General features: G+C 43.5%; 13 protein-coding genes. 3 read left to right on the top strand and 10 right to left on the bottom strand.

The features are described from left to right. Positions 1–26: 26 nt before the first annotated feature. A complete protein-coding gene (locus tag ACJJJA_RS12655; RefSeq protein WP_444904837.1) occupies positions 27–1,193 on the bottom strand; it encodes an AMP-binding protein in 1,167 nt (388 codons plus the stop codon). A 68-nt stretch (positions 1,194–1,261) separates the two neighbouring features. Next, positions 1,262–2,284, bottom strand: a complete 1,023-nt coding sequence (locus ACJJJA_RS12650; protein ID WP_444904836.1) for a methyltransferase — start codon at positions 2,282–2,284, stop codon at positions 1,262–1,264. Positions 2,285–2,542: 258 nt separating this feature from the next. Between ACJJJA_RS12650 and ACJJJA_RS12645 the strand changes: the two genes are divergently transcribed. After that, positions 2,543–4,123 carry an FAD-binding oxidoreductase gene (locus tag ACJJJA_RS12645; protein WP_444904835.1) on the top strand — a complete coding sequence of 527 codons (1,581 nt, stop codon included), beginning with the start codon at positions 2,543–2,545 and terminating at the stop codon, positions 4,121–4,123. A 116-nt stretch (positions 4,124–4,239) separates the two neighbouring features. Continuing rightward, a complete protein-coding gene (locus ACJJJA_RS12640) occupies positions 4,240–4,665 on the top strand; it encodes a hypothetical protein (RefSeq protein ID WP_444904834.1) in 426 nt (141 codons plus the stop codon). Between the two features lie 108 nt (positions 4,666–4,773). On the opposite strand, the gene ACJJJA_RS12635 is transcribed toward ACJJJA_RS12640, so the two are convergent. From ACJJJA_RS12635 to ACJJJA_RS12620, 4 genes are all read right to left on the bottom strand, one after another. Further along, positions 4,774–5,763 carry a zinc-dependent alcohol dehydrogenase family protein gene (locus ACJJJA_RS12635; protein ID WP_444904833.1) on the bottom strand — a complete coding sequence of 330 codons (990 nt, stop codon included), beginning with the start codon at positions 5,761–5,763 and terminating at the stop codon, positions 4,774–4,776. 138 nt (positions 5,764–5,901) lie between these two features. Next, the gene (locus tag ACJJJA_RS12630) at positions 5,902–6,750 is read right to left on the bottom strand and encodes an enoyl-CoA hydratase/isomerase family protein (protein WP_444904832.1); all 849 of its coding nucleotides are present in this window, start codon (positions 6,748–6,750) and stop codon (positions 5,902–5,904) included. Positions 6,751–6,802: 52 nt separating this feature from the next. Continuing rightward, the gene (locus tag ACJJJA_RS12625) at positions 6,803–7,621 is read right to left on the bottom strand and encodes an SDR family NAD(P)-dependent oxidoreductase (RefSeq protein ID WP_252081706.1); all 819 of its coding nucleotides are present in this window, start codon (positions 7,619–7,621) and stop codon (positions 6,803–6,805) included. A 9-nt stretch (positions 7,622–7,630) separates the two neighbouring features. After that, a complete protein-coding gene (locus ACJJJA_RS12620; protein ID WP_444904831.1) occupies positions 7,631–8,605 on the bottom strand; it encodes an LLM class oxidoreductase in 975 nt (324 codons plus the stop codon). Positions 8,606–8,886: 281 nt separating this feature from the next. Here ACJJJA_RS12620 and ACJJJA_RS12615 point away from each other — a divergent pair, with 281 nt between their 5' ends. Beyond that, the gene (locus ACJJJA_RS12615) at positions 8,887–9,807 is read left to right on the top strand and encodes a LysR family transcriptional regulator (RefSeq protein WP_444904830.1); all 921 of its coding nucleotides are present in this window, start codon (positions 8,887–8,889) and stop codon (positions 9,805–9,807) included. A gap of 846 nt (positions 9,808–10,653) precedes the next feature. Here the strand turns inward: ACJJJA_RS12615 and ACJJJA_RS12610 are convergent. From ACJJJA_RS12610 to ACJJJA_RS12595, 4 genes are all read right to left on the bottom strand, one after another. Further along, positions 10,654–11,937, bottom strand: a complete 1,284-nt coding sequence (locus ACJJJA_RS12610) for an FAD-dependent oxidoreductase (RefSeq protein WP_444904829.1) — start codon at positions 11,935–11,937, stop codon at positions 10,654–10,656. 376 nt (positions 11,938–12,313) lie between these two features. Further along, positions 12,314–13,213, bottom strand: coding sequence for an NmrA family NAD(P)-binding protein (locus ACJJJA_RS12605; protein ID WP_444904828.1), 900 nt, complete (start codon positions 13,211–13,213; stop codon positions 12,314–12,316). 41 nt (positions 13,214–13,254) lie between these two features. After that, positions 13,255–14,256, bottom strand: a complete 1,002-nt coding sequence (locus ACJJJA_RS12600; protein ID WP_444904827.1) for an NmrA family NAD(P)-binding protein — start codon at positions 14,254–14,256, stop codon at positions 13,255–13,257. Between the two features lie 236 nt (positions 14,257–14,492). Further along, complete coding sequence (locus ACJJJA_RS12595; protein WP_444904826.1) at positions 14,493–15,113, bottom strand: glutathione S-transferase N-terminal domain-containing protein; 621 nt, start codon at positions 15,111–15,113, stop codon at positions 14,493–14,495. Between the last annotated feature and the right edge of the window lie 251 nt (positions 15,114–15,364).

Here is a 15,364-nt window from a genome sequence, read left to right as displayed (position 1 = left end):
CTGTATCTTTAGTGCTTGACTGAAATCTACAAATTGATATCGTCTGCCTGAATAATAGGTGGCACCTTGTTAGTTCTTTTGACCCTCATCAGCCTTTCAACCCGTTTTGTGCTAAAGGCACCAGGGTATTGCTGGACTACAGATGCCAAGTTATGAATCTCAGCTAGAATTCGTTTTCGAACTATGTCGGATTCTGTAATACCGGTATAAGCTAAAGTAAGTTCGCTTGCAGATTTACGTGTTTCCCCGCTTTTTGTGAGAATCAGCTGCGCCTCCTCAACACCATCCTCTTCTCTAGCGATAGCAAGTATGTTCCTAACGCTAAAAATCGCACTACAAAGACTCACATCATCGTCCGCGCGCCCCTCAATCAGCAATGCATTTGGCTGACCACATGGGCAAGTGGCGTGCCGAATCAAATCCCCTAACCGATAGCGTATAATTGGTACTGTCCAGCCATCGCCAATACGTGTGAGTAGGGCCCCGTGATCGTCGGGTTCAATCAATTGATCCGCTAAAAGGTGGTAAGTATCCCGATCACATTCGGGCCCGTTAACAGCGATGCTGTTGGTCTCTACCGAACCGTAGTCACACCAGAAGCCGGCATTTGGAAAGGCCATACGCACCGTATTAAACTTTTTCTCGGTCCAGGGTTCCGCCATCCAAATAATTGTTTTGATGTTCAGTTTGCAATTGCCATCCAGGATGCCCTGGGCGAAGTCCGCTAATCCTGTGGGAGCTCCAGCAAGGGCATTAATCTCTATCTTGCGAAATGTCTCCAGCCAAGCGCCTACTTCAGAGGGAGTAAAGGGCCCTACAGGTGCGGTGATAGCTCTACTTTTTTCGGCGAGAGTTTGAATAAAGTAGTGGGCACCCCATAGGCGGCCGGGGTTGAAAAGGTTGAGGAGTACATCGCCAGGCCCAAGTGGTTTCCACTGTTGTAGAAGTCTCTGTGTTGCCTGATGGAAGGGCGTATAGGCCAGCTTGGGGTTTCCTGTGGTACCACCGCTGGACATTAATATAGCGCCCTCTGTTTTTGCCAAGGCTTTGGTGACTTTTAAAATTTCTTTCGGCCCACTGATAGGTAGGTCTTCAATCCGGTTGGCGTTTGGGGGCACACTGAGCCCCCCCTGTACAGATATTGATCTGGCATGGCGTAACAGCTGGCTCCAATCTAAGTGTCCGATGGTCATGGGGAGCTCCGTGTTTCCATTTCTTTATTGACTTGCCGGATGGATGGCCATAGTTATGAATACATCAGCTAGGGCTTTTGTGCTGAAATGACTGAGAAATAGCCGAGTGCTTTGTGGCTTTGCGGATTTTTAAAGCCGGCTTTATTGAGCATTTGGTATAGCTCCTTTTCGGAATATAACCGTGAACCATGATTCATAAAAAGATGGAAGCTAAATAAGCTCGGTGTAAGCTGGCTTTCATCTAGGAGCATGTCATGAATAAAGATAAAACCCTCTTTGGGCAGTAGAGAGAAGGCCTTACTCAGTAAGGATTCACAGATAGCTTCTTGCCAGTCGTGTAGTACATTGCTAAAGCAGAGGCCGTCAAAGCCCGTGGGCCATTCAGCGCTGAATAGGTCCCCCTTTGCAATGGTTATTTGCCGAGTTTTGTTAAATTTTTGTATATACTCCTTGGCAATTTCACAGACTGGGGCAAGATCAAAGAGTACAGCAGTGCGATTTGGATATGTTTCACAAAAGGCCAGGGCGATAGTCCCTGAGCCGGCACCAGCATCAAGTAAGGTATCAACCTGTTTGAAAATACCGTCTGAAGCGGCTTTAACTGCAGAGGCGAAACCCTGAGAGTGCATTAGATGAGTAAAAGCGGCTGCCGATTCATTATCCATTTCATCGTTTTGCCACATATCGGTTACTGAACGCCCCTTACACTCCAATTCATATTCCCGCTTAAGGCTGGTTATAATTTTCTTGTCCAAATGATTGATATCGTAAATAGCAAAGGGGTCCAGCAAGACTTCCCCCCAATAATATAAACTGTTCTTATCTAAATAATTTTTTGCCAGCTCAGTGTTCTCATACTGGGCCAGTTCCATTTTGATATAACCCAGGTGATTAAGAATCAAAAGATATTGCTCAACACCCTTGCTACTAAGTTGCAGTGCCTGAGAGATCTTGTCGCTAGTGTTGTAGCCCTTGTCTATCAGGCCGTAAATATCAAGTTGAGCGGCAACCTTCAGACAAGCAAAGGTGTAGTTGCCCATCAGGCGATCCCACAAGGGGGTGTCTGAGGAGGTGGGCGCCTTTATATACATACTCTACCTCACTATTGTCTTTATAAATATCTTCAACACGAAGGGTTACATTCTAATATGTGTAGAAGTGACTTAAATATTGATTTGTCGCTTAACTTCTATTTTTGTCACCTAATTGAACTCTAAGGCTTGCTTGTCTTTTCGCTATTTAGTTTGGGGATATTTATTTGCTGTTTTGCTTTTAAAGTAATAGTAGATCTCCAGTAAAGCACTAGAATGTCGCGATTTTGTACCAGTATAGGGCTGTGTGGAATAGTTATGATTAGAGATTTTTTGCAGGAGATCAAAAAAAATTTCAGGGATGATCAAGTTGTATCTGAGCAGGATGAAATAGCACAGCATATTGAAAATGTTACATCGTATAACGTAGATGTTCCGTTAATCTTATATCCTGAGTCTGCTGAGGAAGTTCGACAGATAGTCTTAAATGCAAATAAATTTAAAGTTTGTATACAGCCTTTTAGTACCGGAAAGTCCTGGGGTTTTGGTTCAAAATTATCAACGCAGGGTGATCTAATACTTGTTGACCTTCATCGAATGAATAAGATTATCGAAGTAAATGAAGAGTTTGGCTATGCAGTTATTGAGCCGGGAGTGACACAGTTTCAACTTTTCAATTACCTCAACGAGACTGGCTCAAAGTATTTTTCAGACACAACAGGTTCTGCAAAGGATACAAGTATAGTAGGCAACGCTCTAGACAAAGGGGTGGGGTACAATATGGAGCGATATAAGCAACTTCTTAATCTGGAGGTTGTTCTAGGGGATGGGAGAATATTTAAGACGGGATTTGGGCATTATGCAAATTGTAAAACAACTAATACCTTTCCGGAAGGAATAGGACCATCATATCTTCGGATTTTTTTGCAATCAAATTTTGGAGTTGTAACTCGTGCAACAATAGAGTTGAGGAGAAGGCCTGAAAAAAAGTGCATGTTTTTGACGGTTTTAAAGGATGAAAGTTACCTGGGTGATGCAATCAATGCCCTCAAAGGAATTAAACAACTTGGGTTGGTTAATTCTATTACTCATTACTATGAAAATGTCCGGGTTAAAAATGGTCTGGCTCCTGTAATGTATCAAGATCTTAAAGGGCAGGGTGTTGATATAGATCGCGAGAGCTTGATGGGATTTCTTAATCGATACTCATTTGGTGCAGGTGTAATATTTTCAAATATCAGTGGTACCAAATACCAGATAAAAGCAGCAAAAAAAGAATTGAAGAGATTGAGTCCTTGGGGTATTACTTTTTATGTAACGGATAGGTTGATTAACTTAGGGTTGTATACCTCCAAGCTTGTCGGCTGGAAAAAAATGAACTCTTTTATTCATTGTAATGCAGGCTTTTATCGTATGGCATTGGGTGAGCCAAGTGATCGACCTATCATGAGCATTTATTGGCCGGCTCAAACGGAACTTCCTGAAGGATGGGAGAATCCGGATCACACTGACATTGGTATGCATTTCATTCTTCCAACAGTGCCCATGAATGTTGAATATGTTCAGCAGGCAAACTCAATTGTTCGCAAAGTAAATACACATTACAGTAAGGCTCAAGCAAGTTATGCATTTGGCCTTGTTGATGACAAGACAACTCATTTCAGTATATCAACGCACTTTATACGTACCGATAAAGTAGCGCGAGAGGAATCGCGATCCTTGGCAAAGGAGCTTAATGAAGAATTCATTAAGGCCGGCTTCCATCCTAACCGTCTGTTTGTTGATTTTATGGATCTTGTAGTTGATCCTGATGATATTTTTTGGCAGGTCACAAGGGATATTAAGAAGGTTTTCGATCCAAATGGCGTCATTGCACCTGGCCACTACAATTTAACTTGATACGGTTATGGTAAATATTGGTGAAAGCTTTTTAGTTCGTAATATGGCCGTTGAAATTTTTATTGTAAGCAATTTTAACTTTCCCCCTTTGGTTTGAGAGTGTAAGGGTTATTTAAATGTTTACTGAGGAAAGATATCGGCAGTATATTCGTGATTTTAACTCTACTTTCACTGGAGGAATCAGCTTGGATTATTTCTTTAGTAAGTATTACGAAAAGAGTGCAACTTTTGAGTATGTTCCTCAAGCTCGTAAAAATATTGGGTGCGATCAAATTCTGGCCTTCTGGGAGGGCGTTGCTGAAAAAATGCAGGAGGTGATTCAAAGTCATACTCACTTTTTGGCGGATGAAAAAACTGTAGCTTCTGAAGCGCCGATAGACTTCCTCTGTAAAGAGGACCTTGAGTGGGATGGCAGAACTTATAATGCTGGCTCAAAATTTAGACTTATGATGTGTGCTTTTTATGATGTTAGTCCAAGCAACAAGTTTTCGTATGTTAGGGTATATTCGGTATATAATCCGGGTTATAAGCCTGAAGAGTAAAACTTGTTTGCTCGCAATTGCTCCGCTAGGATCGTAGTTAGGTTCGTTCGATGTTAAATGGTTTGTTTAGGCCCAACAAGTGGGCCATAGCTTTTGGATTTTCAAGAGTCAGTCAATAGTAACCACAACTTTGCCCATAGCTTTACCGCTACTCAGCCTTGCGTGAGCTTTGCCAATCTCTTTATAGCCAAAGGATGATTCGTCGAGTACGGGTTTGACATCACCCTTTTCTACAATAGATTTAAGGGCTTTTAAAATGGTCCCATGGGCTTTGCGCCCTTGATTATGAATCATGGGGATCAGCATAAATACGACATGCAAAGAAAGGCCTTTAAGGTGGGCCGTTGTTAAGTCAAGCTCAACCATGGCGACAGTTGAGATCACCTGCCCATTGAGTGTGGCTGCTTCGAATGATTTTGCGATGTTAACGCCACCCACAGAATCGAATACGATATCAAAGCCTTTGCCATCTGTATGTTCTTTGACGTATTCCTCGACCGATTCTTTTTTGTAGTTGATTGGCGTTCCACCGAGCTTTTTGATTAGAGCCATTTGAGGCTCTCCGGCGCCTGTTGAAAAGACCTCGGTGCCAAAGTGACGGGCTAATTGCAAGGCAATATGCCCAACGCCTCCCGAACCACCATGAACAAGGACTTTCTGACCCGCTTTAATACCGGCACGTTTTAGCCCTTCATACGCGGTAATACCAACCAGTGGTAAAGCAGCTGCTTCTCGCATGGTTAAATTTGTGGGCTTTAATGCGATCAGGTTGGCATCCGCAATCATATATTCGGCCAGGGTGCCCGGCAAATCTGCTAATCCACCGGCACAACCATAGACTTCATCGCCAACCTTATAGTCACTGACACCTTCACCAACCTCTTCAATCGTACCAGCGAAATCCATGCCTAAGATGGCGGGGATAGGTGGAGAGAAGGGCAGTTCCGTGCCCATTTCTCGGATCATCGTATCGACGGTGTTAACGCTGGTTGCTGCAACCTTTACCAGTACATGCCCAGCCTTAATTGTTGGCTTTACTACATCGGCTTCTTCAAATACATCTGGACCGCCAAAGGCATTTACTATCATTGCTTTCATTTTTATTTCTCAAATATCACGGGTAATAATGGTAGCTAATCAGGATTTTGGACTGATCACCGAGGTGAATTATTAATAGTCAGTCCTTAGAATAGAGAGACTCTATTTTTCTATTGGAAAGAGAAAACTTTCAAAGGGTTAATTGATGTTCTGTACTTGCATGACCAGTTCACTCCAATTGCGTTGATTTTCAATATCGTGCTCTAATCCCTGCTCATCAGCGATCGAAAACCGCTTTAGTGCAGGTGTTTTACTGGTCGCTTGATATAACCAGTAGGCTTCAGCCTTCAATGCTTCATCTATCGGCTTGTCGATGGACTCATATACGGCCTGCTTACAGGCATTGATAGATTCAGCAGGAAATTGAGAGATTCTCTTTGCTAGTGAATCTACATATTCACCGATTTCATCAGGGTCCAGTGCTTTGTTAATTGTGCCTAGCCTCTCCGCCTCATCCGCATCGAAGTCTTGAGCACTTAGAATGATCTCTAATGCTCTCCCTAACCCGGTCTGGCGAGCCATCCGAGATGCGCCACCACCGCAGGGCAGTATTCCCATACCAACTTCCATTTGCATAAACTTAAATTTGCCACGTGCGGCAAAGCGCATATCCATTGCCAGCGCCAACTCGTGGCCGCCGCCTCGAGCAAAGCCTTCCAGTTTGGCAATGGTTGCCTGTGGAACTTTACTAATTCGCTCACAAACCGCTTGTAAATCAAGTAACTTAACTTCATCTCGGGATATTGCCTTATCAGACATATCCTTTAAGAGCTCGGTGTCATAGTGGCAGACCCAAATTTCAGGGTTTGCCGATTGAAAAACTACCACTTTGGTATTGCGATCCCGTTCCAGGCGCATGGCTAAACTGTTAAGGTCCGCCAGCATTTCTTGCCCCTGGACATTCACTGGCCCAAAATCAAATGTGACCGTTAAAATGCCTTCCTTTTGAGCGGTTGAGAATGTAGTAAAGCCTTCATACTTCATCATTATGTCCTTTTAGGGGGGGAAGGTATTGATTGTTTAAGTTACTGGTTATGCTTTAGGGGATTTGAGCCCCTAACTCATTAGCAACGCTTTCAATTTCTAAAATAAGCAATTCATTCTTTGCCTCATCAAGAGCATCGGGGTGTGGCTGAGACCAATTGCCCAGGTCGTTATCAAAGTACTTGCCGGTAGCACTGGAGAATTCATCACTAAGAGCTGCTCGAACCAATACATCAGCACCAATACCTATATCTCTCCCAAGCGAGCCATAAGCCTCTTTCACCATTTTGCTACCCAAGAATGATGCGGGGTTAATGGCAATGAATGCTGGGGCTTCATTGCCAAGGGATTTGGATAATTGGAATGTCCACATCGTAATAGCCAATTTACTTTGGGCATAAGCATCACTATCAGAGAGGAGTTGCTCACCTTTAAGCGCTTCCAGATTCACAGGCGCCTGGGCGGCAGAGGATAGATTGATGACACGGCCACTACTATTGAACAGAGTTAAAAGGTGCTTGGTTAATATATATGGTGCAATAGTATTTACGATAAAACGAATATCGTACCCTGAGTCTGTAACTGGATTGGGTATTTTAAGTACACCAGCATTGTTTATTAGCACGTCAATATTTGAATAGTGACTTTTAACTTTTACTGCCAGTGCCTCAACTTCAGATAGGTTAGTGAGGTCTGCCAGAAAAGTGTCTATTGTGGTTTCAGGGTAATCTTGTGAGATGCTTTTCTTTACCTGTGCCAATTTAGACTTGCTTCTGCCATGCAACAGTAAAGTATGGCCTTTTGACGCTAATAGCTTTGCCGTTTCCAGTCCAATACCATCTGTTGCGCCTGTTAGTAAAATTGTCTTCGTCATTAATTATTCCTATCCTTTCAACTCTGGAAGAACATTTGTAGCAATCTGTTGAAGTGTTTCTTGTACGTCTCGTTTATTAAAGCGTAGATTAAGCGCAATATGATTAATGCCAATTGCCGCTCTTGACTTCAAATACGCAGCTAATTGATTGATGCCAATGCGAAACCCCAAATGTATTGGTTGTGGCGGACAATCAGGGTCGTCAATAACATCAATATACAGTGGCTCCATAACTGGCTTGGCAGGGCCCCCTTCTTCGCAGATGTTTTTCCTTAGTTGTTTAATAAAATGCTTCTGCTCTGCATGGGGCCTGGGATATGTAATCCATCCGTCGCCATTGCTCGCTAGCCAATCTGGGGCCTGCTGGGAGGATCCTGTTATTAGTAACGGCAATTGTTGGCCATAAGGCTTTGGCAAAAGGTCCACTTCGCCAGATACTGCCCCAAGGCGATTCTCAAAATGAGGGTAGGGGGCTGTTATTTTTCGAATATATTTGTAACTCTCACGAAAAATCTCCCCCCTCTCCTTATAAGGAACATTCATCGCTGGATACTCTTCAGGGCGATCGCCGCTGGCAATGCCAAGGATAAGTCGCCCTCCGGAGAGTTGATCAACCGAGGCAGCTGCTTTTGCAACGTGTGCCGGGTGACGTAATGGCAAAATAAGACTCGCTATGCCGAGGCTAATCTTTGAAGTAGCACCTGCAAGTAATCCAAGATAGACGAAAGGATCAAATACTTGCCCGGCATCACCAAATGAAGGCACATTGAACGGCACGTCTCTTAGCCAAACGGCGCTAAAACCTAGCTCCTCAGCGAGTTGAACTCTCTCAATATGATCTGCCATAGTTGGCACAGAGGTTGTCGAGTAGTTTTCAATAGGGACGACTAGGCCTATAGAAAGTCGTCCAGGTTTAAATACGCTATTGAAGCCAGTATTGATTTCGGGAAACCAAGCTTTTCTATCTCTTTGGTCAGAAGTCACTAAGCGTCCCCTTCAACATAGTTGACACAGCGGGTTATGGTTGTTGGCATTGCCATGTCCTTTGCACAATTGGGATCAGTTGGCTCATATCCCATAAATGTTCTGAAGAGAGAAAATACCTTCTATTGATCTCTTCTAATCGCGAACGAACTTCCTGTTATTGCTTAGCTACAAGACCTTTTGAGGGCAACTACTCAACAGCTGGGCAAAGCCTAATTCATTGGTTATTGCGAATAAATGAGGTATAAATGGATTCAGAATTCTGATTTTGGATATAATTGGTGGATACGAACGGAATAAGGCTCTTTGTACTGGCTGCTGACCTGCTCAATATCAGTTCCGCAGGGCGTCAGCTTGGGTTGGCTCCATCAGTAGCCAGTGCGCGCCTGTCAAAGCTTGAGGTTCAATTAGGGGCGGATCTATTCCATAGATCCACTCGGAAGGTCACTTTATCGACAGAAGGAGCCGAATTCCTTCCCTATGCTAGAGAGATCCTTGCCCAAGAAGATGCTGCCTTGGCAGCCCTGGGTAAAGGCAGTTCAAGTGTGAGCGGAACACTAAGATTTGCGGCTTCAAGCACATTTGTACAGCGCTTTGTAGCACCAATACTGCCTGAATTTCTTGAGCGATATCCCGGTGTGGATGTGGAGCTTAAGCTATCTGATACACAAGTTAACCTAATCGAGGGAGGCTTTGACTTAGCCCTACGCAACTATGCCGTAGAAGACAGTAGTCTTATTGGACGTAAACTTGCGGAAGACAAGAGAATCCTGTGCGCTTCCCCCAGCTACTTAAAGAAATACGGTGCTCCAAATACGCCTGAAGATCTCATTCGGCACCAGCTTTTGGTGTTTATGAATTCAAAGCCCAGAAAGCTGATATCTGAAAGTGATAAACAAGCTGGATCATTTCCTCCACCGAAAGGCAAGTCTCGAGTAATTTGTGATGATGGCGCCAGCATGCGTATAGCCGCAAAGGCCGGGGTTGGGGTTTGTATGAGTTCGTTATGGAATATTTATTCTGAATTAGAAGAGGGCACACTGGTTCGGGTACTTCCGGATTACAGAATTGATGACCAGGCAGCGATTTGGCTTGTCTACCCTAAATCTAATGTACTCACTTCAAAAGTCAGGGTGTTTATTGATTTCCTTGTTGAAAAGATTGGTATTTCAGCCACCTGGGCAAACCTGAAATCCCAATAAAGTAGCCTTCACGTTATCCAGTCGTTCCATAACTGGAGAGATAAATTGTATAGAAAATTGAGGCTGGAACTGTAAATATGGGTGTTTGACTGTTTTTGGGAAAATCAGTCGCATTTCTAGGCTTAGTCTATCGATTTTATTAAGTATTTTTCTAAGAGATTTTTATGGATTGCCATGGATATTGGCTATTAATAAAATCCAGGGAGAAGTTTCGCGAAGCTTTTTTAACTTGTTGATATATTCTTTTGCATCAATCGCACGGATGGCAGGTAGGTGGCCAATCGTCCACACTACTTGCGATCATTGAGGATGCCAGCACAAATCTGCCTTGATTTGCCTCAGAACTTCATCTAGGGCAAGCTAGCCTAAGTGTTGAAGCTTTATGCTCAACCCAATTAATCAATTGGGCAAATTCACCAACTTGAAATAAGGTCTCAATATCAGCGGTGACGCTCTCAGAAATGCCTTCTTTCAACAAGTTTTCTCTTTCTTTTGTGTGTATTATATCTTAGTTGAGGTCAATCAAAGAATACGTTAACAACTTTATTGTTCACCAACATGTATAAGATTTCCTCGCTCTATGCTCCCCTGTATCACCCTTTGTAACTTGAGCTTGCAAGAAAAATTAATGACTTATGACGTACTCATTTCCCCACGAGCCCTTACCTTACTTATTTTCCCGTCCAATGAAATTGAGTTGAAAGTAGAATGGAAAAAACCACAATATAAACATCAATTTTGGTAAGGTTTTCGAACAATTGCCGCCACACAGACTAGCAACCATATTTGTTATTGAAGTGGCCAGTCAAAAATTCACACATAGAAATCTGTCTACTTAATAGGGTTTTATTTTGTATGTTTAACGATAAAGTCAAAATCTTCGTTTAAATAGCGATAAACAAATGTAATAGCCATGGCGCCTTCACCTGCAGCAGCTGCGGCACGCTTAATAGAGTTGTGGCGTACATCACCGGCTGCAAAAGACCCTGGGTAAGATGTTTCCAGGTAATACGGTTGACGCTGAAGCGGCCAACCTTCAGGATTTTTTCCATTCTGAAGTAAATCTGGCCCTGTAACAAGGTAACCAGCTTCATCTCGAAGGATAGGAGTATCAATGGCCCACTCTGTATTTGGTCGACCTCCTATTGCAACAAATAACCGTTTAGCATCGACATTTGTATCCTCTTTATTTTTATTATTAGTAATCTTTATTTGAGATAGGAATTCATCGCCAATTAATTCCGTTACTTCGCTATTAAATCTAATATTTATTTTTTTATTGTTAGCAACACGGTCGGATAGATATTTCGACATTGTTCCTTTTAAACTCGAACCGCGTACAAGCATAACTACATTTTCAGCAAAATTCGCAATATGCATTGCAGCCTGACCTGCTGAATTTGCGCCCCCTACAATATAAATTGTTTCACCTTTACATAATGGTGCTTCGGAAACTCCAGCACCATAAAATACTCCCTTTCCAAGAAAGTGTTCTTCACGATCTAATTCAAGTCTACGATACTCAACACCAGTGGCACATATATTGGCTTTAGCTAACATCTTGCTTCCATCAGCTAATTGCCCGTGAATACGTCCATTTTTGAACTCACCCTTAATTCCTTCACTCATAAGGATGATTTCTGCACCAAACTTCAAAGCTTGTTCACGGGCCCTATCTGCCAGTTCGGCACCACTGATACCTTGCGGAAAACCCATATAATTTTCAATCATTGAACTGGTACCCGCTTGCCCCCCAACAGCATGTCGTTCGATTACTACTGTGCTTAACCCCTCTGAGGCAGCATAAACAGCTGCACTTAAGCCAGCTGGCCCCGCGCCGTAAATGGAGACGTCATATTCTTTCAAGCGAGGAAGAGCAATATATCCGAGACGAGTTGCCACATCTCTAACAGAGGGATTGAATAGGAGTGAACCATCTGCAAATTGAACGACAGGAAACCTGACGTTATTCACATCAGATATACCAATATTTTTCAAACAGGTTTCTTCAGAAGCTATTTCTATCCATTCAAAACTAACAACATGGCGCTGAAGAAACTCTCGTAAACTATATCCTTCCGTACTTCCTTTACGCCCAAACAACTTTACTGAATGTATTTCCCCAGACATGAAACCTCCTTTATTTCAATATCAGTGAAGCGCTTAGCTAACAAGTCGTCAATCGTGTCGCAGTCGGGCGTCTTATTCACACTTTGATGAAAAACACCGACGGTAAAATACAATTTTCTGATGTACTTTGATTGCTCATGCAGCCAAGAGACTATGATCGTGGTTTTAGGGTCTCCATTTTTACGTAAAAATTAGAACAGCTTAGGCACCTGTCTTTAGTCCTGGAAAATCGATATAGCCACTTTCGCCACCTCCGTGCCTCGACTCACGCGATGCCTCAGGAGCGAGCGGTGCTCCTGAAGCGATAAGGAGTGTATAACCAGGATTTCTAATGAAGGGGCGACCAAACGAAACCAAGGCGAGGCCATTTTTCGATTTACGAGATTGCTGCAGCCTTTAAGGCTTCAGCATTTCTCTGGATAAAGTCTGGCCAAGTTGAGGGGAGCCGGCCAATAGCTGCTTTAAAAGCTGTTTCGTCAAATGTTTTATCAGCATCAGGGATAGCGCCAGCTGCATTTAAGCGAAACTGATCTCGAATACACGCCATATAAGCTGGATCAGCACCAGAAGCCACGGCGGATTCATAAAATACCTGGGGGTCCAATTGCTCTAACTTTATGGGCTGTCCAGCCAGCTTACTAATCATCTCGGCAACTTCGGACATGGTGGTGGCATCATAGCCAAGGCGCCAGACCTGACCACTAAACTTGTCAGGACGAATTAGTGCCGCCGCGGCTATTGCTGCCACGTCACGTGCATCAACCCAACACCACCGCGCATCGCCGATCAAGTTAGTTAAGGTACCGGGTTGTAGCCACCCAAAGCTGATTAAGTTCTGCATGAACCCTTCGGGCCGCAAATGAGTAAACCTGAATCCCTGTTTCTCGATATAAGCCTCGATCATCTGGTGCCATCCCCAATGGGAGACTTCAGCTGTGTCAGCTCCAGAAGCACCAATATGGACTATATGGTCGACTTTGGCGCGTTTAGCCGAATCAATCACCCGCTTGGAATGCTTCATCATATCAACGGTATAACCCGTCATTAGAAGAATTCCATCTATACCAGCTACAGCTTTTTCAACGGTACTTATGTCATCTAGATCAAGCTGAACAGGTTCGGCGCCTATGTCTAGCATGGATTGAGCCTGGTCATTCCGGCGGATTGCTGCGACTGTCTGGATATTCGTATCCTGAGTTAACGTACGAACAACTTCCGCACCAACCTTCCCTGTGGCACCTATAACAAGAAGGCGCCTTTTCTTATGTATATTCATCTAGAAATTTCTCACAGTAATGATGCATTGAAAGCAACTTTTTAACCACTGATTGCATCTTTTTGAACGTCCCCAGCTTTACCGCGCCATCCAGTCTCACGAAGCCAGCTCTCGAAGCTATGAAGGCCAGGGTAGATCTTCCTTAGAGCGTCGTAGTCCCGAGGAGCTGCATATCCAAGACGATAGAAAAGGAAGTTATTAAGAACATCATGTGCATTAGGTTGACCAGAGGCCATAAATTCCTCATCGCTCAGAGGTGAGTATTCGGCTGGTATGCCGGTAACGGCCTCAAACTTAGCCGCCACCTCTGACATTTTCAGAGCGTCAGATCCTATACGCAGAGTTCTGCCGCCCCATGTCTTTGCATCTGAAAACATAATGCGCGCGAAAGCTCCGATATCGTCAAGTGCAACCATTTGCCATATAGCATCTCCCGCCAATGGACCTCGAAAAATGAGCCCCTCGCGCCCATCTTTGAGTTTTCCTGGCTCTGGTAGGAAGATACTCTGAAAGTTTTCGATATAGGGCTCTGTGACTAATACTGAAACATGCTTTGTATACCAGCCATTTTCTTTTTGACTAAAGAATTCCTCTGACCTGTGCCAGTCTATTTCATGCTCAACCGAGGCCTTTGCATCATAGTGTGGAACAGGTAGTGCACCATTGGACAGGTTTGAAGCCGCGTCAAGTGAAGAGTGAATAAATAGCTCCACACCTGTCTGCTCTGCAACTTCCAGGGCTCTTAGCCCTTGTGATCGCTCGCGTGCCACAGATTTTTCACCAGCTGACCAAAAATTAGTATTTGAGAAAACCCCGTACACCCCATTCATTAATGTCTCAAGGCTCTCTTTATCTTCCAGGTTGCCGGTAACAAAACTTATTCGACCGGAACTAGACTCCTTCATATTATTTGCACGTTCGCTATTTGCATTACGTGTTAATATTTTTATAAACCAATCATTATCTTTATCACCCAGAAGGGCATTAACAACTGCGCGCCCCATTGCTCCGGTTCCACCGATAATTGCAATTGTTTTGGACATAGATCAACACCTATTGAAGTAGTAGAATAACGTCTTCGTTTAATAATTCTTTGTCATTAGTTTCTTTTTCTAACTTTGAGCTTCCTTAAAAGTCACTGTTCCGATTCCTGTCAGCAACACAATACTCTCTTGCATGCCCACAAGAGAGCTTCGGTAAGTACTAAGTCCCCAAATTGATATCAGGGTTTTGTAGCTGCGTGGAGTTACCCTCATTTACTCGGTTTGACCAATTTCGTCTAAGTTAGCATTTTTTGTCGTTTAAGCGCGTTGATTACGTCGCTCTCCTTTTCAAGACGACTACGAAATTCTGCTAAGTAAGAAAATGAGTTGAGCTCTAAAGGAGTTGAATCAATCCAGCGACATAAGACAAATAGATAGGAATCAACTACTGTACGTTTTCCAAGATAGCCATTACCACCTGCCTCCTCGAAGGATTTATCGAGCCTGCGAAAATGCATCTCAAGCTTTTCATAGGCATGCCGCTGAATATCTTTTCTAGCTTCTGGAGATGAAGCAAATCGCTCTGGTACAAAATGAGGTCCGAAATCTGAATGGACCTCGGAGCTCATATAAGAAAGCGCTTCTGCCTGACGGGCCCACTGAATAGGCTCATAGGGTGACAGTTCCGGATTTTCGGATAAGGAAGCAATATAGAGCAATATCGCTGTAGCTTCAGTTAAAACCTGACCATCATCAAGCTGCAGAGCTGGGACTTGCCCTTTCGGATTCAACAGTAGATAAGTGTTAGCTTGATGCTCTCCCCTCTCAAGGTTCACCAATTCAACCGGTACCCGTGCCCAAATCGAGGCGATATTAGGAGCGAGGGCGCAAGTTCCGGGCATAGCGTAGAGTTTCATTTTGAGATAATCCAGTGGAGTTTACAGAAGAGGATTCTATTTTTCGGATAATCATTCTAGAAATAGTAGTGACTAGCGGCGTTATTTCCTGTGACACATCTGTCAATCTATAGATGGTTACGACGCCTCAGTAATTAACCTATTAGGTATGGTGGTTCGTAATCTAAACTCTTTATATATTCAAGAGACTACTGTAAGGGGAATATAGAAGGTTCACCTGGGTTATTCTTAATCGTTAGATAAATAGGACA

This window comes from Microbulbifer mixtoriginis (SeqCode), from assembly GCF_052466865.1.
This window is presented reverse-complemented; position numbering and strand designations above follow the sequence as displayed.

Excerpts from the sequence above, each read along its gene's own strand:
- ACJJJA_RS12655 (WP_444904837.1), bottom strand. The coding sequence starts at position 1,193 with ATGACCATCGGACACTTAGATTGGAGCCAGCTGTTACGCCATGCCAGA.
- ACJJJA_RS12650 (WP_444904836.1), bottom strand. The coding sequence starts at position 2,284 with ATGTATATAAAGGCGCCCACCTCCTCAGACACCCCCTTGTGGGATCGC.
- ACJJJA_RS12645 (WP_444904835.1), top strand. The coding sequence starts at position 2,543 with ATGATTAGAGATTTTTTGCAGGAGATCAAAAAAAATTTCAGGGATGAT.
- ACJJJA_RS12640 (WP_444904834.1), top strand. The coding sequence starts at position 4,240 with ATGTTTACTGAGGAAAGATATCGGCAGTATATTCGTGATTTTAACTCT.
- ACJJJA_RS12635 (WP_444904833.1), bottom strand. The coding sequence starts at position 5,763 with ATGAAAGCAATGATAGTAAATGCCTTTGGCGGTCCAGATGTATTTGAA.
- ACJJJA_RS12630 (WP_444904832.1), bottom strand. The coding sequence starts at position 6,750 with ATGATGAAGTATGAAGGCTTTACTACATTCTCAACCGCTCAAAAGGAA.
- ACJJJA_RS12625 (WP_252081706.1), bottom strand. The coding sequence starts at position 7,621 with ATGACGAAGACAATTTTACTAACAGGCGCAACAGATGGTATTGGACTG.
- ACJJJA_RS12610 (WP_444904829.1), bottom strand. The coding sequence starts at position 11,937 with ATGTCTGGGGAAATACATTCAGTAAAGTTGTTTGGGCGTAAAGGAAGT.
- ACJJJA_RS12605 (WP_444904828.1), bottom strand. The coding sequence starts at position 13,213 with ATGAATATACATAAGAAAAGGCGCCTTCTTGTTATAGGTGCCACAGGG.
- ACJJJA_RS12600 (WP_444904827.1), bottom strand. The coding sequence starts at position 14,256 with ATGTCCAAAACAATTGCAATTATCGGTGGAACCGGAGCAATGGGGCGC.
- ACJJJA_RS12595 (WP_444904826.1), bottom strand. The coding sequence starts at position 15,113 with ATGAAACTCTACGCTATGCCCGGAACTTGCGCCCTCGCTCCTAATATC.